Here is a 22,637-nt window from a genome sequence, read left to right as displayed (position 1 = left end):
GCCGGCATTTAAAAACGATTAAGTTGGCGAATACTTACTTTGCAGCAGCAAAACCCACTTTTATTAAAGATTGTGCTCCTACAGCATCCTGACCCCATTCCCAAAACATAATTCCATTTCCTTTTTGTTTGGCCAGCTGTGTTTTCAGCCTGATGGTATTTTCACCATTGTAATAATAAGTCTTTCCATCTTTAGTAAATTCATCAGCATTTGCATTCGCTCCCATCGCAAGCAAATCCCGATATGGAGTTGCTGCATTGGCGGCCGTTTTCCCATAAGCCGGCAATCCTAAAACAGCCTTATTTGCCGGAAGCCCTTTTTCTGTTATCCAGATATTAAGCACACGCTCTGCCATACCATAGCTTGCATGGTGGTTGGGATTGGCCGAATCTGTTCCAATACCATCATAAGCCATAAGGTTGACAAAATCACAGGCATCTATAGCCTCTTTGCTGATTCCTTCTTTTACAGTCCCCGCAAAGATCCCTGCGGTCACAGCCATACTGAGTGTACGGTGCCAGGAGTGAAGCTCGGCACCTAACTCTTGCATAAAGATTCCGAACGTAACATCATTCGCCTTATTGGATCTTGGATATTCCCAATCCATATCTACGCCATCGAACTGGTTCTGAAGCGTAAAGCTCACTATATTCGCAATAAATTTAGATCGTAACTGCGGATTGGAAACAATCGTCGTAAATACCGAATCCACACCATTCATTGCGATTACAATTTTCTTATTGTGACGCTTTACCAACCTGACCGCAGCCTGCATGTTTTCCTTTGTTCCCTGCAAAACCAATGATCCGTCGGACTTGGGCTGCATAAACGCGTATATCACATGTGTCAAACTTTCCAACGCTGTTGTGTCTATAGCGGCAATCGTACGGTAACTTGGTAAATAAACAACCGTTTTAAATGAAAGATCTGGCTGATAAGGAGTTGTCGGTTTGACAAACTGATCTGCTCCGTAACCATCCGGCACCCAGATAACATCCTTCTTACAGGACACCAGTGTTACCAAAAGGGCTATACCCAATATTAAAAATTTCTTCATATTCATTTTATTTAGCCCCTGCATTTCTACAGGGGCAGATTATATCTTATCGTTTTACCTGATCAATAGCGATACCATAAGGCGCATATCCTTTGATAATAAATTCAGGAGTTTCACTTGTTCCTAATTTATATCTCAGGACTCCGGATTTAGATCCCGAACCAACTGTCTGTGGTGCATTTGCTCCACTTGCGTCAGCTTTATTACGGTAACCAAAGTATAGATAACCTTTTCCGGTCTCATCTACATCGATATCCATACCGGTTACATAGATGGTCTCATTTGTGTTGTCCGGTGCTACATAGCCCTGATCACTAAATCCTGTAGCAGTAAAGCCCATTACAGCCGGATCATTATAAACGGCAACAATATTATTGCCGTCCATATCCGAACGGTAAATTCCCGGTATATATGTTCCGCCTCTGTTGATCGCAAAATAAATCTGCTTATTGACCTGATCTACGACAAACTGACGTACTCCTAAAGACTTAATAGTTCCTGACAGGGAGCCGATAAACGCTCCAGCTTTGCTGAACTTATGAATTCCGACACCTGCAGTACCAGTAAACGAAACCCAGATTTCACCATTCACTTCTTTAATTCCGCTATAGAAATGTGTGGAAGAAGAAAAACCGGGAATATTGGTCGCTGTTGGTCTGAATTTAAAGTTAGGATAAGGAATCTCTACCCCACCTCCGGCAGCTACATACACACCGTTATTACGGCTTGTCCACCAGACATTACCATCCGAATCTACTGCGTTCATCCATGGATCCAGGTTATATTCGGATGCTCCGACAACACTTCTCTTTGTCAGGAAGGTCTCGCCTGTTCCATCCAGATTGAAATATTTCACAAAACCATCTCCGTTTGCATTGGTACCGGTACTAAAACGCAATCCAAGACCGGCATCTGACAGATACACCTTGCCATTACCTATAGACAAACCTAAAGGACTGACACCGGTGGTAATTCCAAGATCAACTACGGTAGACGGCGCCAAAGTAGTCAGTTTATATTTGTAGATTTTCTTGGTAATGACATCCGTAAAATAAATGGTTTTGGCCAGCTCTCCTTTGACATCTACTGCAACTTCTGTTGTTAGCGTTTCTACGCCGTCATTGACAGTCAGTTTCACAATCTGACTACCTTCTTTTGTAAACTTAATAACAGGCTTTTCGAGATCTGAAACTACTCCGTTGCCAAAATCCCAGCTATAGGTAACCGTTTTTCCGGGATACGTAAATATGCTGGCGGAGAATTGTACATCTGTATAAACGGCTATATTCTCAGGCACGTTGATCTTTGGCTGCATTTTAGGGATAACGATTTTCTTTGTAATCTCCTTTTTCTGATCGCCTTGCCAGGTGGTCAGGCTGACACTGTATTCACCCGGAAGTTCATAAAAAATAGTATCCGGAACCATTTTTTCAGATGTAGTCACATCCTGTACCTTACCTTTGCTATCGATAATCTTTGCCCCTTCAAACTGCCATTGAAACCTGTCTGCATTCTTTGATCGGTTTGTCAGCACCACTTTTGCCGGAGCGGTAATAGCATATTCCGGAAAATCAAAATTTGCGATATACTCCCCCTGCTGGCCGATACCGGTTATCTCATCCTTTGAACAGCCTAATATGACAAGGCCGATAAATAGGTATAAAAATTTAACTGTCTTCATATTATAAACTGTTTTCGAATGTTCTGGTCGCTACTGTAGCAGTACCTGTTGAAGTTATTGCCGCCACATCTATAGTCACACTGTATTTCCCTACTTTTTTAATGCTGTTGACAACGGGTAGCAACTGTGTTTTTGTCAATGTCTGCTTTAGATTATTAATACCCGTTTGTGACAACACATAAGTTCCGCCATTCGTAAAATGACTGGCAGGAGCACTCGGATACAAGACCAGATAATCTGCCCTGGTAATCGTATAAGCCAGCAACCCCTTCAGTATTTCAAACTCCTGATCCGACAACTTCGTAACCAAGTTGCTGTTATTCGGATACTTCCCTTCTTTAATAACCATCGGATACCTTCCTACCATCACATAATTATTGGTTACAGTTACCCAGTATTTATCCATATCGGCAGCAGCAACTTTCAACCATGAATTTGCTTTTGCAATGGAATCTATAACGGTCAGCGTAGACTCAGTTTCTCCTTTTGTCAATAGTTGCGTCCCGTTTTTAAGACTCATATTAATACCGAATGTTTCGACTATAGTCTCCATAAACCTCACTTCTGAAAATTTATCATCACGCTGCCAGGTCGATGCTGTCACTTGTAAGGTATCGCCGATTGCCGGCCGTGTATTATTATACGACACTCTCAACTGGGCAGCAAACTGACCGTTTGTTTCTCCCAATTCTGAAATGGGATCATTTTTCTCACAAGAAATCAAAGCACATGCTAAGACTACTGCATATAGTATGTTCGTTATCTTTCTCATTCTCTTAATCTTTTAATGTTGACTTCTCTGCCCACCAAACCGGTTTAAATACCCAGTCTCTGGCCGTTGCACCTAAGCGAGCAATTTCTTTAGGATTGTACACATATTCTGTCTGCGGATCGTACGGCAGACGCTGAATATATCTTCCTGTCCATTCGGTAAGTGCATATCTTGGGTAGTATAAATTCGGATAAGCTTTTTTACTGTATCCGTACCGTCTGATATCTGTCCAGGTCTCTCCCTGCAGGTAGAGTGCTATATATTTTTGAAGCATAATGTCAGCTATAGTCAGTGCAGAAGCATTCTGTGCAACCTTGGCAGACCCCATATAACTGATGATCTGACCTTCAGCTACACCCAGTCTTCTCAGGTTCAGATCTATGCCCGTATGGTAAGAAGCCAGCGCACCTTCTGTATCTCCTAAGTAAAACTGTGTTTCGGCTTTGATAAAATAAAGTTCTTCTTTTAACAGGATCGGATAAGGAGAATCATCTGATGTCCAGAATCCGTTTCGCAGGTTTGCAAAATCCTGATATACAGTTCCTGTCGGAAGATTAACGTCCCGCAGACCTTCAGACATTTTAGCTCCCAGATATTTGTTGTTTACACCCGGTGTTGTCAGCTTCAGTAAACGAGGATCATATACCTTATTTACTTCGTCTATTGTCAGTGATTTCATAAGCACATCCGTTGGGAGAGTGGTTTCCAGATCACTTTTGATATCAGCAAACTGAAATGCTTCTCCGGCAGGAGGCGGACCTGAAGGACCCCACAGATTGCGCTGCCAGGATGATGTCGATCCTTTTGGATAGGTATACAGGGCATCCGAGAAATTAGCGATTGCATTGTTTACAATTGTCAGCAACTCCTGATGACCATTTTGAAAATTAGCTGTTCTCAACTTTACACGAGCTCTTACCGCTTCGGCCAAACCTTTCCATTTATTAAGATCTCCCTGGTAGATAATATCTGTCTTAGCATTCATGGACAAGGCCTGATCACTTACATTGTTCAGATCAGCCACACCTTCGTCCAGAAGCACGAGTATATTTTTCAGAATTTCTTCCTGGCTATCATACAGCGGATTGAAAGAGCCTATATATGCTTCTTTCATTGGCATATCTCCAAATACGTCTGTCGCACTCAGGTAACTCAATGCAAGCATAATTTTGCCCACACCAATGTAGTTATTAGACCCTTCTTCTTTAGCACGGACAATCATACCGGCCTGCCCGATAATATTACTACCAACATCAAAGTAATGCCATCTCCATGCACCCAGACGTGTAATACTGTTATAATTCCAGGTATCTGTCTGTGCATTACTATTTCCTGTTCTTGTCGTCAGGTAATAGCTGTGATAGGCTCCCCAACGTGCCTGAGAATACAACGAATAGGCCAGATTGGCTTCTATTGCTGCCAAACGCTGTGTAGAAGGCACGGTTACCGGATTCACAGGGTTCTCATTAATATCCAGTTTACTACACGAACTTACCACGACCAGGGCAAGTACTGTTGTTATGTTTTTTAAAATTCTAGTCATGATCCGATGCTTATAAAGAAATATTAAAACCAAAAGAGTAGGATTTAGGTAATGGAATAGCCCCATTGTCCACCCCCATCGTACTGGCTCCCGAGCCACCTGCATTTGGTCCGGCACTGTTTACCTCCGGATCTCCTCCCGAATAATTAGTAATAACGAAAGGATTCTGCGCAGACAGTTCCAGACTCAGATTATTTACACCCAATCGTTTGGACCACATCTTCGGCAATGCATAGCTTAATGTGATATAACGCACACGAGCCCAGTTCACTTTTTCAACAAAGTTGGTTCCTACCTGATAGTAGTTGTTTGCAAAGTAACTGTAATCCATCACGACGGATTTCTCATTCTTGACATACGTTCCGTCATTTTGCTGCACAACACCATTGAACACAAACTCTTTATCTCTCCATTCTCCGATATCATATGCTGTACCTACAGACATCATGCGCTGACGGCTGGCATTCAGAATATCTCCTCCGAATCTGAAATCCCACAGAAAAGAAAGACTGACATCTTTATACCGAAACTTGTTCATCCAACCGATATTAAATTCAGGTTCGCGGTTACCGATATACTTTTCTTTAGAATCTATGATCGGGTAACCCTCTGCATTTACAACAACATACCCTTCATCTGTTCTTTTATAATCAGTACCCACAATTCCCAACACGGCATCATTAAGTGTCGTTGCGGCTGTACCGGCAGTAAGTTGTGCATTGGTGTACTTGAATGTCACGATATCTCCCGCAAATTCTAACATTTTCGAAGTATTACGCCATGCGTTTAGTGTTGATGACCATGTAAAATCATCTTTTTTAATTGGCGTTCCGCTAAGGGAAGCTTCGATTCCACGATTACGCAGTGAACCTGCATTGAAAGTCATAATAACATATCCTGAAGGCAGAGGCACGCGTGGAGTCATAATCATATCAATACTCTTACGCTCATAGTAGGTCAAATCCAGATTCAGTCGGTTTTTAAACAAACTTAATTCTGATCCGATCTCAAATTCACTGGTTTTCTCCGGTCTCAGGTCCGGATTACCTCCTGTAGCACTGGTCACGAATCCGCCTCCCTGTGTCTGCGCTTGTACCAGATTGGTATTGGTACGATAAATAGGAGCATCCTTACCTACTTTGGCATAACTCACACGTACTTTACCAAACCAGGAATCATGATCAAACAGTTCGCTATAACTAAAACTACCGGAGTAGGATGGAGAATAGAATGACCGTGCATTTTTAGGTAAAGTGGAAGACCAGTCATTACGTCCGGTTACCCCAACAGAAACGATGTTTTTATATTCCAGTTTGAAATCTCCATAGATTGCATAACGCTGACGTCTGGACCAAGTGTCTGTAAGGCTAAGGTTTTCACGCTCCACGACATTCGGAGAGAAGATATCCCTTACGAGCAGGCTTTCGCCCATATAGCCGACACCTTTACTATCAAAATAATCGCTTGTTCCTCCCAAGATCAACGTGGCACGGAAGTCATTATAGAATTTACGGTCAAATGTGGCATTGAATATCGACGTTGTATATTTTGTATTTGTATTGGATTCTGAAACCCGGCCATCAAAGTAGGTTCCCGGAGTTCCCGGCGTAGTGATAATCCGGTATTTGGATGCTGTAAAATCCTGTCCCAATTGATACGAAAGTCTTACCCAGTCTGCAACTTTGTAATCGATTCTTCCATTGACGACAAAACGTTCCACATCGTTGTTTCGCGGATTACGCATTACACCCCACATAGGTGAGATCATCGCATTACGCCCATCATCTTCTGCCTCAATATACGAATACAAGGGTTCTCCATTTGGTTTCTGATACGAAAGGATATCGTATCTGAGCGGATAAGTCAGAATACTATTGATCCATCCACCAGAGTTTACTCCCCCCAGACCTTCCTGAATATTGTTTTTGATGTAATTTGCAGATGTGGTCAGTTCCAGTTTCGAACTTAATTTAGCCGTTCCTTTCAACAGGAAGTTGATTTTTTCCTGCTCCGTATTCGGCACCATAGATCCGGCATTGCGGTATCCTCCGGACATATAGTAATTTAATTTCTCACTACCCCCATTGACATTCAGGTTGACATCATGTGTCAGCGCTGTCTGAAAGAAGCGATCTATATTATTGTACACGGTCTCATCATATCTAAATTTCCGACCCCATGAACTTCCTGAGGTTTCATCATATACTCCTCCTGTTCCGGTAGTATAAATCCCTTGCTGACGAGGTGTACGCCCCATAGTCTCGACAAACGCCTTGTACGAACCGTTGATCTGCATCGCTCCGGCTTTTCCTTTTTTAGTTGTAATAATGATTGCACCGGAAGCGGCATCAATACCATAAAGTGCTGCCGCAGCCGCTCCTTTCAATATGGAAATATCCTCAATATCGGCAGGATTAAAATCCGCAATCCGGTTGACCGTTCCATTAGCGGAAGAATTACTCACACGGATACCATCCACGATCATCAGGGGCTGGTTGTCTCCTGTAAGTGTACTTGATCCCCGAAGGATAATTTCTGTAGGTAGTCCCGGCGAACCTCCGGAAGATGAGATCTGCGCTCCTGCGATCTGCCCTTGTAATGCATTCAGGACATTCGATTGATTGGCATCCCGGAGATCGTCTCCTTTTACAGTCTGCACGGAATAGGTAAGGCTCTTTTTATTACGCTCAATTCCCATTGCTGTAACCACTACCTCATCCAGACCTTTCATGTCGGGCGACAAAGCAATGTCTATAGTAGAAGATTCGCCGACCACACGTGTGACAGGCAACATTCCAATGTAACTAAAAGAAAGAGTCTGCCCTTTAGCAGCCTTGATCTTATACTTACCACCTGCATCGGTCACTGCTCCTACAGCAGTACCTACGACTTTAATTGAAGCGCCCAAAATAGGTTTTCCATCCTCCTGCGATGTGACTAAACCAGAAATTGTTAGCTCCTGAGCAGTTACCACATCCAAAAGGCACACTAGCATTGCCAGCAGCAATAGTAGATGTTTTCTCATAGTGAAAAAATTAGTTTATTCTTTAGTAGTTGTTAAATTGGTTTTGCGTTTTCATGTCGGTTAATTGGCAAAACGTGATAAAAATAATAAAGATTTTGAGTTTAGAAAACAAAACCATCAATTAAAACCAGCCAAAACATGCAAAAATAGTATGGAATAGGTTTTTAAACAGCAATAATGCATAATTTAAAATGCGCACAAAACCGCATTAACGTGTTTAAAATCTTATTATTTGAATCAAAAAAGGAAAGAAGAGAAAACAAAAAAAGTGTCATTTAGACACTTTTAGGTAATTTTTGTGTTACAGTAACAGTATAAGCTAAAAGGAGAGCTTTCTGAGGGTTGTGTTTTTCAGTCCGGAACGCAGTTTTTTCATAAAGTCCAATCCCGGATCTGATTTTCCGGTGATATAGTTAGGGTCCGTTTCTTTCCACCATTTGGTTTTCTTAAACTGTTTGTATTCCAGATGCCCAATGACGAGTTCAATGGGATACTTCTCCGATAACAGATCAATAAGTTGTGTATTGGCCTTCAATTGTGCATCTGTTAACGGGTTTTTCTCACTTCCTATGTTTTCGATACCAATGGCACAATAATTAAGACCTATAGTATGCCTTGCAAATACGGTATCCGGTAAGAATTGATAGATCGTACCATCCCGGTCAATGACGTACTGCGAAGAAACATTAAGTTTACTGGCTTTGGTAAGCTCGGGCCTGCCGGGTAACTGCACCGGATTGAAAGCATTGAATGTAGATTTTACGCTGTTATTTGCGGTCCAGTGAACGACCACGATCTGAGGTTTTATAACAGCTTTTTTCTGATCTAATCCATGCCGGACTTTCAGGTATTCCAGCGATAATTTTTCCCGCTCATCATTCCATGTTATTGGTTTTTGAATGATTTTTGGCGCTTGTGCAGCAAGTACTGTAGTACATAGGAAGCTACAAAACAACATAAGGTATCTGTTCATCCCGTAAATTTAACAAATAATAAAAGCAAATATATATTAAGACCTATTAAAATAAAAAGCGAGGGCTGAATGTAAATTCAACCCTCGCTTAGTCTAAATAAGATCAGTTTTGGAAATATGTCCCTTACTTCTTATCCCAAAATACAGGCTTCGTAATATACGTTGGTAAACCTGCATCAGGATCAGCTTTGGTTACCTGATCAAGATTATATTGAATCTCGTAAGAAGCAATAGCAAATCTTCTTGGCCAATCTGTTGGTCCCGGAAAAGAATTAGTAAAAACGTGGCCAGGTCGGTTAAATCCTTTATAAATTCCTGTAGCTTCATTGTAATTGCCAGATGCATCCATACAATAATCCATTCTTCTCATATCTGCCCATTGCTCCTGAGAATAAGACAATGCAATATACTTTTGAATCATAATATGGCTTAATGTCAATTTGCCCGGATCCTGAATCACAGAACTGCTATTCAGAAAATTAGCAACATTTAAAGCGGTTACCCCCATAATCTCCATATGAATTTTGATACCATCTTTATACGCTTGCAAAGCCTGAGCAGTTTGCCCTTTTTTGAAACGAATTTCAGCTTCAATAAATTTCATTTCAGCTCCTGTCAGCAAAAGTCCTTTTCCACCTTTTTGTGTATACCAGGTACCGGTTGACAATACCCGACCGCTTGTCGTTGCTTTTGCACTTCTCAAGGAGATGTAAACAGAATCTGCATGAGAAAACTTATTTGTCTTTTCATTAAATGTAACAGCAACCGGGCCTGTATTAGGTAAGGCCGACTGCATATCTACTGCTTTAGTTCGCACTAAAGTACCTGTCCCATTATCCATCCTAGGAACTAATAAGTCTAACCGGGGATCAACCATATTATTAGCTCCTGTCGGTGCATTTGTATAGTTATTGGTAATATAATCATAATAAAACTTAGTAATCCGCGCAGTAGTACCCGTATTTGTCCACTGCAAGGAAGCTTTTGAGTTATCAGACACATTATTGACACTTTCATCCACATATTGATAAATTGTACCGTCTGCACTTGAAGTTGGAGCCTTTGTTAATAAATCCAAAATCTGATCCGGATCATAATTCGGTCTTTTACTCAAATGATTTAAAAAACGGGCTTTAAGTCCGTATGCTAACTTAATCCATTTCTGCACATCTCCCAGATTATACGTATCTCCAACCTTAAGATCCGGTGCAAATTGGTCCTGAGGTTTACTCAGATCAGCAATTGCTTCATCCAGCAAAGGCAAAATTTTGCTATACACATACTCGCCTTCATCAAATTTAGGCGTCAGATTATTAACAACATCAAATTCATCATAAGGTAGTATACCATAACAGTCTACCATGTAGCCAAAACCCCAGGCTTTCATGATCTTTGCAACACCCACATAATGATTAGCTCCAACTTTATTAGCGGCATCGATCATGGGCTGTATATTGACAGCAGTATTTACATACCAGGCCTGCCATGGCCATCCTATTGCCGCATTAGTCAGATTCCAACGCGTCATATTCCAGTTGTTGTTACTCGCATTGACTACTGCCAACTGCTGGGTAATAAAAGATGTTCTTGTACCCGCACTTTCATACCCATCAGCAAATTGCGCCAATATAGGCGGCAACCTTTGCTCCGCAGTAGGCACAGTTGCGTTTGCGGAATTAGGGTTATCATTAACATCAAGCCATTTGCTGCAGGCACTTAAAGACAATGCAGACAAAACTGTTGCTATATATATAATTTTTTTCATTGTATTAGAACTTAAGATTTAAACCAAACGTTACTCCTGCAGTGGCAGGTACACCTGCGTAGTCTACACCAACAGATCCTGAGCCAATCACACCTGCACCAGCAGCACTGACTTCAGGGTCCATTCCGGAATAATTCGTCAACAACCAAAGATTGGTTCCGATCGCTGTAACAGAAGCTGCTTTAAAAATTTTAGAGCGATTTAATAAGGCAGAAGGCAAACTATAAGTCAAGCTAAGGGATCTCAGACGCAACCAGTTTACTTTCTCCACAAAATGAGGTGTATTTAAGGAATATATATCCCTGTAATACTCTTCAGTAGCCAGGACTTCACGGGTAATTTGTTCATATTGCTTAGTATCAGGATTTAATCCCATACCTGTAAATGATATTTTTTCCCCTCTGTTTTCAGTGTTCTTACTCATTCCGTTAGCCGTCAACAGATATTCCGTACTATTAAGAATATCACCTCCTTTTCTGAAATCAAACAAGAAAGAAAGCTCCCAGTTTTTATAAGTAAATGTATTATTAAGACCACCAATAAAATCCGGTTCGCGGTTTCCTATAGGATATGTTGCTGTTGTAGAAGTCAAAGGATAACCTGTCTTCCAGTCTAACAATAGATTTCCGTTAGCATCCTTTTGCCAGATGGATCCACTTATCCCCATAAAATCTCCATTACCGAATGAAGCAGCCTTACCATTACCAACCTGCACATCAGTCACATACAAAATTGGCAAAGCAGCAGGTAAAGATTTAACAACACCGTTATTATGAGAGAAGTTTAATGCTAAATCCCATTTAAAGTTTTCTTTCTTAATCGGGCTTGTATTAATAGAGACCTCGATCCCTTTATTTTCAATCTCTCCTGTATTAACATAGCTTAAGATATATCCTGTAGCATTCGAAACACGAGGCTGCAGAATCTGATCTTTAGAGTTGTTTTTGTAATATGTAAATTCCAAACCTAACTTATTGCTGAATAATCTCAGGTCGGTACCTACTTCAAACGAAGTTGTAGTTTCGGGTTTCAACTGGTCATTTCCACGGGTCCACTCATTTCTAAAACCTCCCCCAATGGTTAATTGAATATCCTTCAAATAAGTATTTGTCTGATATGGAGGCGCATCTTTACCCACCTGAGCCCATGAAGCTCTTAGCTTTCCATAAGATAAAATATCATTTTTCTCCATTAACTCCGTGAAGATCAAACTTCCCGAGAATGAAGGGTAAAAGAAGGATCTGTTTTGAATGGGTAATGTAGAAGACCAGTCATTACGGCCTGTAGCACTTAAAAACAATAAATTTTTATACCCTATACGTAAATCTCCGTACACACCTAAAAGGCGCTTATTTGTAATCACCTCATTCAGGTATCGGTTCTTAGGATCTGCATTATTTATACTTTCAAAGTTAGGTATAGAAAACTGCTCAGCCCGCATAGAATTAGCTTGTATACGTGTATCTTCCGCAGTTGTACCCAACAAGAAATTCAGATCCCAATCCTTTGCGAACTCTTTATGAAAGTTCAACATAAAGTTAGAATTGATATAGTTGTATTGTCTCACATTTTCAGAGAGCATACCTTTCTGCCAGGCTTCTTTTACTGCTGAACCTGGTGTAAGAATAGATCTGAAATTGGTCGTATAATTATCAACGCCTAATTTATAAGTAGCATCCAGCCAATCTGTGATTTTCACATTTGCATACACATTTCCTAAGAAACGGTTTGTTTTATCATTTTGCGGATTTTTGTTAATTGTCCAGTATGGATTGTCTACATTATCCTGCAAAGCGACATTAGGTAATAACAAGATCTGTTTCCCACTTGGGTCAATCCAATTCTTCATATCCACATTGCGGGGGAATGCCAAAATAGACTCCATATAACCCATTCCCGATCCTCCCCAAAGACCTGAACCTGTCAACGTCTTTTGTGTAGTACTATGAGAATAAGAAGCATTCGCTCCGAACGTAAATACACCTACCTTTTGCTCTCCATTAAAACGAAAAGTTGTCCTTTTAAAATCAGTTGTCGGCACGATACCTGATTGATCAAGATTAGAACCGGATAAATAAAAATTGCCATTAGCATTTCCACCTGACACGTTAAAGGAATTATCAAAACTTGTAGCTGTCTGATAAAAATCTTCTAAGTTATTATATATCGTTTCACCCTGAGCGAACGCATCACCCCATGATAAATAAGTATTATCCGTAATTTTATTTCCCTTGTAATTAGACCCTTGCTTGTATTTGGATTGAAGCTCTGGTAGACGATTCACCCAATTCGCTCCAAAACGAGAGTTAACACCTATTGTTGCAGATCCTTCTTTACCACGTTTGGTTGTAATGACAACTGCACCAGCTGCTGCCCTCAAACCGTATAATGCCGCCGCCGCAGGCCCCTTTAATACCGAGATTGATTCTATATCTTCCGGGTTCAAATCTAATGCACGGTTACCATTTGTTGTTGAAATATTTGTATTACCGTCAAAAGCAGAATTATCTCCTTGCCCTGTTGAGTTATCCATTGGCATCCCGTCAATCACAAATAAAGGTTGATTATCACGCTCTAATGAAGTTCCTCCACGAATGATGATAGATGCAGAAGCACCTGGAGATCCACCCGAATTCGTAACATTTACCCCTGCGATCTTACCATTAAGGGAGTTAATAACATTTGGATTCTTATTTCGCATTAATTCATCCGATTTAATATCCTGAACAGCATATCCCAATGCCTTTTTCTCTTTTTTGATACCCATCGCTGTTACTACTACTTCTTCAAGAGCTTCCTCCGAACCGGACATAGACACAGAAACCGTATTTGAAGACCCTACTGTTTGCTGGACTTCTTTGGACCCTACAGAACGGAAGATCAGTACATCGCCTGGACTTGCCTGGATTGTAAAGCTACCATCCGGATCCGTTTTTGTGGTTACAGACTTTCCTTTGACAAGAACAGTCACACTGGACAACGGCGCCCCGTCTGCGGAATTGGTAACTTTCCCGGAGATCGTTTTCTGCTGCGCCATCAAATTGACTGAAATAAGCATCAGCCAAAAAAATAATAAGAGTAATTTTCTCTTCATGTTTGACAGTTTGTTTATGGTTTATAAATAAGTTTAGATAATAAGCATGTAATATAGTCTGGTCAGTATAAACAGGACAATGTCCTTTACAATTTTAGCAATTTATTTTCTAAAACTGCACTATTTTGCTTCTTTTATTTAAATTCGAGACAAAATAACACAATTATACCTCAAATTAAACCTTAAAGTCTGCAATAAAACGCAAAAACAAGAACATAACAGCGTTCTTAACAAAAAAAGCGGGCAGAATATCTGCCCGCCTATACTATAAACGTTAAACTTATTATGGCCGCAGCACAAATCCGATTCCATTCGCTGTGGCAGATCCGGTTTTATTAACCGGTCTGTTCAACATATCCCAACGCAGACCTTTTGCGTCTTCCTTTCTCTTAACCATAGCAGAAAAATTGCCTCCATTCGTAAAAAATGCTCTGCTGGATCCCAGAGTTTTCATGACTATGCCCAGATCATTCAGTGTGATTCCTGTAGAAAAGGCATCATCTCCGCCATCTACTACTACGCAGATAACTTTTTTATCTGCATTAATCCCAATTGCCGTACGAGCAGATACTGTAGCAGTCGTAGATGTTATCAGATTATTGTTAAAAACAAGCCAGTTTGTCCCGGAAACTAAATGATAAATGGTATTCAGATCCACCGCTTCCGCAGGATAAGTTGCACTTGGTCTGTTTCCGATAAACGGCACTCCGGCCTTTGTAACAGCAAAATAAGGAATAGTAAAAGCAGTCGCAGTAGTGGTATTCGTTTTGATCTGCCTTCCATAGCGTATATACGACCCCGATGGCGCATTCACCGTTGTTCCGGAAGTCAATACAGCATCTCCGTTGATCGCAACCATCATCTTACCTCCTGATCCTGACTCATTATACTTAGCCATTTCAGGTAAAATCTGTGTAGCATAAAGCACCTCGTTAAATGGACCGAGCGCCTGAGCGGCAAGCTTAGGTTTGGACAAATCGATTTCCAGAACATGCATACTGACAGGGAGATTCAACCTGTTGAGGTAACGGATATGCGTATGAACGATCCCGTCTGCAACAGTTGTAGTCGAATCCAGACGAAATGTCTTGATAATATCGGTATTTGAAATAATACTTTGAGTCAATACACCGATTTGATTATCAGGAGGAATGGTATCTTTTTCCACTACAACTTCCTTTTTCTCAAATACCGGCCAGTCATCCCGTTGTTTACAGGATGTAAATGCTGAAACGATAAACATAGAAGCCACAACAAACTTCAACGAATGTTCAACGCTCAATGACAAAAATTTTAAACTTGATTTCATAGCGTGGTCATTTATCGTATGTTAAAAAATGAAAGATAAGGCTTCATTGCGGTACTGGTCTGTCCATTATAGCCCAATGCAAATGCAGTATAAGTTCGCTGATTGACTATAGTACCTGCATTGCCGTAAAAAGCAATAACGGTCGCATTGGTCACTGCTGCCCCTGCAGGTCTGACTTTCCAGGTTCTGGAGACACTTCTGTTCAGTACAAAATATTCACTCATCTCCATAAATTTAATATTACTAGCCACCAATGAGTCCTGAGTCGCCACCTGGCCCGCTGCTGTAGTAGAGAAAAACCCATAATACAGATCTACTGCCGGCACATTAGGCATCAGGTTTACAAACCGGTAGCGTGCATATAACGAGTCCGGCACGGAGAAATCTTCTTCTGTCAGAAGCGATTTGGTATTTGCTGCAGTATCTGCCAGATGGAGTGTATAACGTTTACCTGCTGTCAGCATAATATTTGTTTCATAAAGAATCAGCGAATCCGTACCATCATCCTTCTTCTTCGGGAGACCCAGTTTTACATTTACATTGCCGGCTTTGATTCTTAGAAAATCTGCTCTCGAGTCTCCTCTTGTATTCCATCCACCACCCGGATACGGTTCACGCGCTCGAATAAGTGGCGTCACACGCTGATCATTAAATTTGACATACATGTATCTGTCATCCGGATACACACTTGCCATATTAATCTTGACAATAGCATCATCGTTGGTCATAAACTCCAGATTTCCGTAATCCTTGACCGACTTTTCGCAGCCTAACAGAGACACAAGACCAAGGATGCATATAATTAGTTTTATTGATTTCATAACTTCAAAAATTTCAATCCGTAGATTTTGAAAACCATAGTTCTTTTGTGACATAATCAGGCTCTAAACCGCCCCATTTAGCCAATTCATCTGCATTCCATACATATTCTGAATTGTAGCGGGGGCGCACCCGGTATCCGTATTTCTTATAGACCAATGTGGAGGGATCGATTTGCTGGTATTGCCTGAAAACAGTTGCATCATAATGATATTTTCTCAGGTCACACCATTGTTCCAGTGATCCCCATCCCCATTGCGCAATATACTTTTGCCCCATAATATCGGTTATGGTCAGTTCTGCTGCAGATTGTGCAACCTCTGTACTTGCCAGATATAGCCCAATTTCAGTTGCCGTAATTTCTTTTTCTCCGGAAGCTTCTGCTACAGCATACCGGCTTACAAACGACATATGTGCGGTTATCCCGTTGCGATATGCAGCAAATGCGCCGTCCCGATTACCTTTTATCAGCATCGCCTCTGCTTTGGCAAACTGCAACTGTGAATACGTCATTAATGGAAAGTCTACCGTATTCTTAAATATAAATTTACCCCCCGCACCTACAACAGACGGAACAGTCGAATTAGAAATATTGGGTGTACCTCCGATGAATGTACTATCTGGAAGTCTAAAGTTCAGCATTCTTGACAATCGGGGATCCAGAGAAGTCTTCGCTGCCTCCACAAAATCTCCTCTGACACCTCCTGTTAAATACCGTAAAATCGGCAAGCCCGCTTTACTGTAATATGTAGAGTTAAGATATCCGCCATCTGTCCCAAAGATATTTGATGTTTCAGGAGATTTGCCACCAAACTTTACTCCGGCATCATCCGCTGCAGAAGTAAAGGAAAGATCTGCATAACGGATTACAGAATCTGCATACTGAGAAGAAAACTCCGGCTTATTAACCAGATGACTGTATTGCAAAGCCAAAATCCCATATACAAATTTTTTCCAGCGATCCATATTCCCTCTGTACAGGTTATCACCGGATGCAGAATTCAGATTTGCAGAATAATTAAGCGGACTTTTCAGCGTCATATAATACAGCGAAGAATCACACCATTGACGAACCTTAGCGTACACCTCAGGCTGATCCTGATATTTGAATTTTAATAAATCATTGCGCAAAGCTTCATCCAGAATCACAGGACCATGATAATCTGTCAGCATCTGATAGCCCCAGGCTTTGATAGCATAGCCAATTGCAGCATACTCATACTTTTCATTTTTGATAGCATCTTCGAGCATTACCCTCAGATTATGTCCATGATTATAATATACCATTCGCCACATCACACCTCCTACATCACTTACACCGCCGATATATCCGTGTCTTTCCCATACCAGGGAGTTAAAATCGGAACTACCGCCCACAATCCCTTGCGTAAACTTGTTTATAATACGTGCATCCTGCGAATAACCATTAGCCATCTGATAGACAATCGGCGCCAGCAGCAATTCAGCTTTTGCATCCTGTGGAAATGACGGGTTATCATTAATGTCCAGATATTTTTTACAACTGGTCAGTAAGCCCACTATGAGCACTACCAGCAATATTTTTGTGCTTTTCATAAAATTATAATTTTAACCGCAATCCTAAGTTAAATCCACGGGGCTTAGCCATATTACCATAGTCAATACCGTAGCCACCTATACCTCCCACACCCGGTGTATTCAGGTTACTTTCCGGATCCAGCCCGGTATAGTTTGTAAATAACAACAGATCGGTTCCTGTAAAGAATACACTCATACTTGTATTTTTACCGATTCTGCTGGTAAGGCTTTTCGGCAATTCATAAGCCAGAGAAATATCCCGTAAACGAAAAGTATAGATGTCCCGCTCGATAAACATAGACGGTTCGACATTTGTAAAGTAATAGTTGGAATTATAAAACGGAGTAACAGCAATATTATTAATAGTCGGATTAGCAGACTCCTCTAAACCATCCTGCAGAACACCCTGAATAACGCGAGGATCTTCACGGTTAAGTGTTTTCGCTGAAACACCCAGATTAAACATCCGGTTTTCTAAACCATTAAATACATCTCCTCCAACCCGCAGATCCCAAAGGAAGGATAAGGAGATACTTTTATATCTGAACTTATTAATCGTACCCAACGTGAAATCAGGTATACGGTCGCCGATAGGATAATAAACACCATCTCCTGTCACAGGAAGTCCTGTCGCTGTATTGATCAGCACATCTCCATTCGCATTCCTCTTAAATCTTGTACCACTCAATGCTCCTATACTATAACCCGGATGCACAGAAGTACGTAATCCGGAAAGTACCCATGTATCAGACTCATACAATTCCGGCAACTCTTCAGCCAAAGAAAGTACCTTTCCTCTGTTTTTAGTAAAATTGAATGTAACATCCCAGTTGAAATCACGTTTCTCAACAGGTCTGACCATTGTCTGAATTTCTATACCGTGATTTTTGACCTCTCCGCCATTCAGCATTTTCAAAATATAACCTGTTCCGTAGCTGAGGCGTGGCAGAATAATCTGATCCGAACTCAAACGAGTGTAATAAGTAAAATCAAATGAAACACGCTTCTTAAATAAAGAGAACTCAATACCCGTCTCAAAGTCGCGCGTACGCTCTACTTTCAGATTCAGATTACCCCCATTGACACCATATGCAAAACCTCCTCCTGTAGAATACTGTCCTTCAAAAGAAGATTTAGTATAATAGGTCCGCCAAGGTTCTTTTCCCGTAAGCGAAACTGAAGATCTCAACTTTCCTTCATCCACAAAAGGGAACATATCGTGAAATCCCTTAATATCAGAGAAGTTAAAAGCAATAGATCCTGAAGGATAACCAAAGAACGGATTATTCGGCATTAGCCGTGAACTGCCATCCAGACGTCCTGACAATGTCAGGTACAATATCGTTTTGTACCCAAGCACTGCCTGCCCGAAAAAACCGACATTCCGGTAATTATTAATGGTGCTTTTGGATAATCTTGTTTCCGGCAGTGTATTGTTTATACTGTAAAAATCCGGATCAAAGAATTTTTTGCCATACTGTGCATTGGTCACATAATTATAATCATTAAAGGAGGCGCCCAATACGCCCTGCAATGAGAAATCATCAAACTTGTGACTCGACCTTGCCGTCAATGATCCCGTCAGGATGCGTGAAGTTCTGTCATATACACTTATCTGTCCTCCGGTAGGATCGCCTTCAGATCCGGAACCTAAGTAGGACTGATTATGATACACACTCTCTCCATGTGTAAAGGAATAGTCTAAGCCCAGAATACCATTAACAGACAACCATTTAGAGGGTCTGTACATAATATTGGAATTGGCCATCATACGATTCACCTTATCAAAAGATGTATTTCTGTAAACATCCCAAAACGGGTTGTCAAACTCGCTGTATATAGTACCGGAGTGCAGGACACGATTCCCTTTTTCATCTATCCACTGACGTACATCAGCCATAGGATTGAATCGTAATAAAGTAACCATATAACCATCTGCACCTTTTCTGGCTTTATCATTATCCGAATTGGTATAGCTAAAAGAGGTATTGATATTTAGTTTCTCTCCAAACTTAGCGGTGGCTGCGAGTCTGGATGAAATACGGGTATAACGTGTATTCGGTGTGATACCGGTATTATCATTGTATTCATTAGACCATCTGTAGGTAAATGCTTCATTTCCTCCTTCAAAAGAAAGATTATGTTTCTGATTATATCCTGTTCTGAAAAAACTTCTGATATTATCATACAATTGGACGCCTTCTTTATATTTAGGCCCCAATGAATATGGTGAAGTCCCGTCATATAATCCATTAGTACCTTTGGAATATATGTTCTGCACTTCAGGAAACTTATTGACAGTCTCCATACGTCCCGAAAAGTTGTATGTTACAGCTGTTCTGCCGGCTTTTGCTTTCTTTGTAGTGATCAATATCGCTCCGGAGGCTCCCTGACTACCAAACAAAGCCGTTGCCTCAGGACCTTTCATGATCGTGTACGATTCAATATCTTCCGGATTCAGGTCCATTCCGCGATTGGAGTAATCCAACGCTCTGTTTGCAGAACCCGATGCCAAATCATTTTCATTAAGTGTCGAATTATCAATAGGAACTCCATCCACAACAATCAGTGCACTGTTGTCTCCGGACACAGACACAAATCCGCGAAGTACAATTTGTGCAGAAGCTCCGGGCGCACCACTGGTCGAATTGATGGACAATCCCGGAACGCGTCCCTGCAGACCATTAAAAAAGGCCTCACGCTGTGTTTCAGAAACTTCATCACCACTCACGACAGGAGTTGAATAGCCTAAAGATTTTTTACTTCTGTCAATACCATAGGCCGTGACCACCACTTCATCAATCGATGAGGATGAGCTTGATAAAGTTACGTTGAGATTGGTTTTGCTGCCTACAGCTTGTTCTACAGTATTCATGCCGACGTAGCGATAGATAAGAGTAGCGCGGGGAGACACCGTAATCTTATAATTACCACTTCCATCGGTAATTACCTGGTTACTTTTGCCCTTTTCCATAACAGTAACCCCCTGTAACGATTTTCCATCATCGTCAGTTACTTTACCGGTTATTGTCTGTTGCTGCGCAAAGAGTATAGCGCAATTCCAAACAACCCCCAGCATTAATAGGAGAAATTTTATTTTCATGATTCAAAATTAGGTTAGTTTCAATAGGTTAAGTCCGATCAGATTAATGACCTGGTCAATAATTCTGAAAAAACAGAGAGGTAGCTGTCTACTTTTTGTTTATAAAATTTGGTTCTTCTTAGGTTAATAATCTCTACCGAAGATAACACATTTATGCATGATATTTCGAAATATATTTTAAAATAAACATAAAAAAGGGTTTGAATATTATTTCAAACCCTTTTTTTCAATAAAACATAATGCATTCACGTAACAAGACGCAAGAATACGCAAATCCTATTTTACCCTATACACCCCCATTTCTCCTTCATTTTCCAGTGGGTCTATAGCTTTTACAATGACCATTTTTAGTTTTTTGCCGTTTTCTTCACGCGCAAACTCCTTACTCAGTATAGAAGGTACTACAATCTCATATTTCCACTCCCCTCCGTAGTTAGTATACACCAGCCACTTACTTACCTGCTCTTTTCGAGGATGCGACCATTTGACAAAGACGCTCTGTTTATGCGTATCGCCGCTTACAAATGGAGCGGAGAGATAGAAAGAAGTTAGCCAGGGTGTTCTCGGTGAAAGTGCCTCCGTACGGTAAGGTCCGTCAGCAACCGCTCTGGTCATAGCCGCATTTTTAGTCAACCCGGCAATACTCCAGTGAATGGCACCTATACTGTTAGGAATTTCCTTACGTGTCACCTCTATCTGACGGACAATCTCATTTGAATAATCTGCAGATCGTCTTCCAACCGTATTAATACCTGGCCACACATGACGACCTAATGTATTTTCACTCTGCCACCATCTCAATAGAGTCGTAAAACTCTGCTTAGCCGGTTCAATTGGCCAGTATAGCTGTGGGGCAAAATAATCGATCCAACCTTTATTTAACCATAGCTTGGCATCAGCATACAACTGATCATACTGACTTGATCCCTGTATTCCGGCAGGATACCCCGGTTTCCAGATACCAAAAGGACTGATTCCGAATTTTACATGATTTTTTTCAGCTTTGATTTCCTTATAGATACGCTCAATAAATGTATTTACACTATTTCTTCTCCAGTCCGCACGGGTAAGTTTACCTCCGGATTTGACATAAGCATTCCAGCTTTCCGTATCCGGAAAATCCTGCCCTCCGTTATACTCGGCATATGGATAGAAGTAGTCATCAAAGTGAACACCATCAATATTATATCGCTTTACAATATCTAATACGACACGTGAAGCATGATCCTGAGTGGATTTTTTAGAAGGATCAAACCAGTAATAGCCTTGTTTCAGCTTCAGTACAGATTCAGGCATTCGCTTTACCATAGATGCTTCCGTGACCACACCGCTTGCGCTGTGATGTGCACGATAAGGGTTTAACCAGACATGAAGTTCCAGCCCCCTTTTATGTGCCTCTTCAACCCAGAATTCCAGCGGATCATAGTAGGGGTACGGAGCTTTCCCCTGTTGTCCTGTCAGAAATACAGACCAGGGTTCATATTCACTTTTGTATAATGCATCAGCAGCAGGTCTGACCTGAAAGATAACCGCATTAAAGCGATTTGATTTTAAGAAATCAAGTAAGGATATGGCTTCCTGCTTCTGTTCCTCTGTGGAGAGGTTATTTTTACTTGGCCAGTTTATATTAGCAACAGATGCAACCCAAGCCGCCCTGAATTCACGTGGTACCTGCGGCAAATCCACCTTAAGCTCTTCCTCTTTTTCCTTTACTTTGGTTTGCGGTTTTTCTATTTGCGGAGTGACCGCCGGTACAGAATCCACCTGTACAACAACGGAAGGAGCTACCAATACCTGGTTTTTCATTCTTTTCTTGGAAGAACATCCGCTCAAACCAACAAAAATAAAACTCAATACTATAACGTAAACTAACGGTTTATTCATAAATCGTAAAATAAACGACAAAACTACACTTTTAAGATTAAACGAAAAACTAATC

General features: G+C 41.0%; 13 protein-coding genes. All 13 read right to left on the bottom strand.

Translation table 11 applies throughout. The features are described from left to right. Positions 1-34: 34 nt before the first annotated feature. The 13 genes from I6J03_RS10045 to I6J03_RS09985 all read right to left on the bottom strand — a co-directional run bounded on the left by I6J03_RS10045 (position 35) and on the right by I6J03_RS09985 (position 22,582). Positions 35-1,057 (bottom strand): glycosyl hydrolase family 18 protein, encoded by a 1,023-nt coding sequence (locus tag I6J03_RS10045; RefSeq protein ID WP_236586224.1) that lies wholly within the window; start codon positions 1,055-1,057, stop codon positions 35-37. A 46-nt stretch (positions 1,058-1,103) separates the two neighbouring features. After that, positions 1,104-2,738 carry a PKD domain-containing protein gene (locus I6J03_RS10040; RefSeq protein ID WP_201694350.1) on the bottom strand — a complete coding sequence of 545 codons (1,635 nt, stop codon included), beginning with the start codon at positions 2,736-2,738 and terminating at the stop codon, positions 1,104-1,106. Position 2,739: 1 nt separating this feature from the next. Then, positions 2,740-3,510 carry a hypothetical protein gene (locus tag I6J03_RS10035; protein WP_003012881.1) on the bottom strand — a complete coding sequence of 257 codons (771 nt, stop codon included), beginning with the start codon at positions 3,508-3,510 and terminating at the stop codon, positions 2,740-2,742. Positions 3,511-3,514: 4 nt separating this feature from the next. After that, positions 3,515-5,053 (bottom strand): SusD/RagB family nutrient-binding outer membrane lipoprotein, encoded by a 1,539-nt coding sequence (locus I6J03_RS10030; protein WP_232279873.1) that lies wholly within the window; start codon positions 5,051-5,053, stop codon positions 3,515-3,517. A 10-nt stretch (positions 5,054-5,063) separates the two neighbouring features. Next, a complete protein-coding gene (locus I6J03_RS10025) occupies positions 5,064-8,078 on the bottom strand; it encodes a SusC/RagA family TonB-linked outer membrane protein (protein ID WP_003012886.1) in 3,015 nt (1,004 codons plus the stop codon). 319 nt (positions 8,079-8,397) lie between these two features. Then, positions 8,398-9,051 (bottom strand): N-acetylmuramoyl-L-alanine amidase, encoded by a 654-nt coding sequence (locus tag I6J03_RS10020; RefSeq protein ID WP_039990598.1) that lies wholly within the window; start codon positions 9,049-9,051, stop codon positions 8,398-8,400. A 124-nt stretch (positions 9,052-9,175) separates the two neighbouring features. Next, complete coding sequence (locus I6J03_RS10015) at positions 9,176-10,816, bottom strand: SusD/RagB family nutrient-binding outer membrane lipoprotein (protein WP_003012893.1); 1,641 nt, start codon at positions 10,814-10,816, stop codon at positions 9,176-9,178. A 4-nt stretch (positions 10,817-10,820) separates the two neighbouring features. Continuing rightward, positions 10,821-13,910: a SusC/RagA family TonB-linked outer membrane protein gene (locus I6J03_RS10010; RefSeq protein ID WP_003012895.1), complete on the bottom strand. Its 3,090-nt coding sequence runs from the start codon at positions 13,908-13,910 to the stop codon at positions 10,821-10,823. Positions 13,911-14,193: 283 nt separating this feature from the next. Next, positions 14,194-15,219 carry a phosphodiester glycosidase family protein gene (locus I6J03_RS10005; RefSeq protein WP_003012898.1) on the bottom strand — a complete coding sequence of 342 codons (1,026 nt, stop codon included), beginning with the start codon at positions 15,217-15,219 and terminating at the stop codon, positions 14,194-14,196. A gap of 11 nt (positions 15,220-15,230) precedes the next feature. Beyond that, positions 15,231-16,040: a DUF4397 domain-containing protein gene (locus I6J03_RS10000; protein ID WP_232279874.1), complete on the bottom strand. Its 810-nt coding sequence runs from the start codon at positions 16,038-16,040 to the stop codon at positions 15,231-15,233. A 13-nt stretch (positions 16,041-16,053) separates the two neighbouring features. Continuing rightward, positions 16,054-17,613, bottom strand: coding sequence for a SusD/RagB family nutrient-binding outer membrane lipoprotein (locus I6J03_RS09995; RefSeq protein WP_003012903.1), 1,560 nt, complete (start codon positions 17,611-17,613; stop codon positions 16,054-16,056). Positions 17,614-17,617: 4 nt separating this feature from the next. Beyond that, the gene (locus I6J03_RS09990) at positions 17,618-20,698 is read right to left on the bottom strand and encodes a SusC/RagA family TonB-linked outer membrane protein (RefSeq protein ID WP_003012905.1); all 3,081 of its coding nucleotides are present in this window, start codon (positions 20,696-20,698) and stop codon (positions 17,618-17,620) included. Positions 20,699-20,974: 276 nt separating this feature from the next. Then, positions 20,975-22,582, bottom strand: coding sequence for a glycoside hydrolase family 10 protein (locus tag I6J03_RS09985; RefSeq protein ID WP_003012908.1), 1,608 nt, complete (start codon positions 22,580-22,582; stop codon positions 20,975-20,977). Positions 22,583-22,637: the final 55 nt, after the last annotated feature.

Source organism: Sphingobacterium spiritivorum, from assembly GCF_016724845.1.
In the GTDB taxonomy this organism is placed as follows: domain Bacteria; phylum Bacteroidota; class Bacteroidia; order Sphingobacteriales; family Sphingobacteriaceae; genus Sphingobacterium; species Sphingobacterium spiritivorum_A.
This window is presented reverse-complemented; position numbering and strand designations above follow the sequence as displayed.

What these genes read in the sequence shown, in the direction of transcription:
- I6J03_RS10030 (WP_232279873.1), bottom strand. Translation starts at nt 5,053, where the DNA reads ATGACTAGAATTTTAAAAAACATAACAACAGTACTTGCCCTGGTCGTG.
- I6J03_RS09990 (WP_003012905.1), bottom strand. Translation starts at nt 20,698, where the DNA reads ATGAAAATAAAATTTCTCCTATTAATGCTGGGGGTTGTTTGGAATTGC.
- I6J03_RS10010 (WP_003012895.1), bottom strand. Translation starts at nt 13,910, where the DNA reads ATGAAGAGAAAATTACTCTTATTATTTTTTTGGCTGATGCTTATTTCA.
- I6J03_RS10005 (WP_003012898.1), bottom strand. Translation starts at nt 15,219, where the DNA reads ATGAAATCAAGTTTAAAATTTTTGTCATTGAGCGTTGAACATTCGTTG.
- I6J03_RS09985 (WP_003012908.1), bottom strand. Translation starts at nt 22,582, where the DNA reads ATGAATAAACCGTTAGTTTACGTTATAGTATTGAGTTTTATTTTTGTT.
- I6J03_RS10015 (WP_003012893.1), bottom strand. Translation starts at nt 10,816, where the DNA reads ATGAAAAAAATTATATATATAGCAACAGTTTTGTCTGCATTGTCTTTA.
- I6J03_RS10020 (WP_039990598.1), bottom strand. Translation starts at nt 9,051, where the DNA reads ATGAACAGATACCTTATGTTGTTTTGTAGCTTCCTATGTACTACAGTA.
- I6J03_RS09995 (WP_003012903.1), bottom strand. Translation starts at nt 17,613, where the DNA reads ATGAAAAGCACAAAAATATTGCTGGTAGTGCTCATAGTGGGCTTACTG.
- I6J03_RS10000 (WP_232279874.1), bottom strand. Translation starts at nt 16,040, where the DNA reads ATGAAATCAATAAAACTAATTATATGCATCCTTGGTCTTGTGTCTCTG.
- I6J03_RS10040 (WP_201694350.1), bottom strand. Translation starts at nt 2,738, where the DNA reads ATGAAGACAGTTAAATTTTTATACCTATTTATCGGCCTTGTCATATTA.
- I6J03_RS10045 (WP_236586224.1), bottom strand. Translation starts at nt 1,057, where the DNA reads ATGAAGAAATTTTTAATATTGGGTATAGCCCTTTTGGTAACACTGGTG.
- I6J03_RS10035 (WP_003012881.1), bottom strand. Translation starts at nt 3,510, where the DNA reads ATGAGAAAGATAACGAACATACTATATGCAGTAGTCTTAGCATGTGCT.
- I6J03_RS10025 (WP_003012886.1), bottom strand. Translation starts at nt 8,078, where the DNA reads ATGAGAAAACATCTACTATTGCTGCTGGCAATGCTAGTGTGCCTTTTG.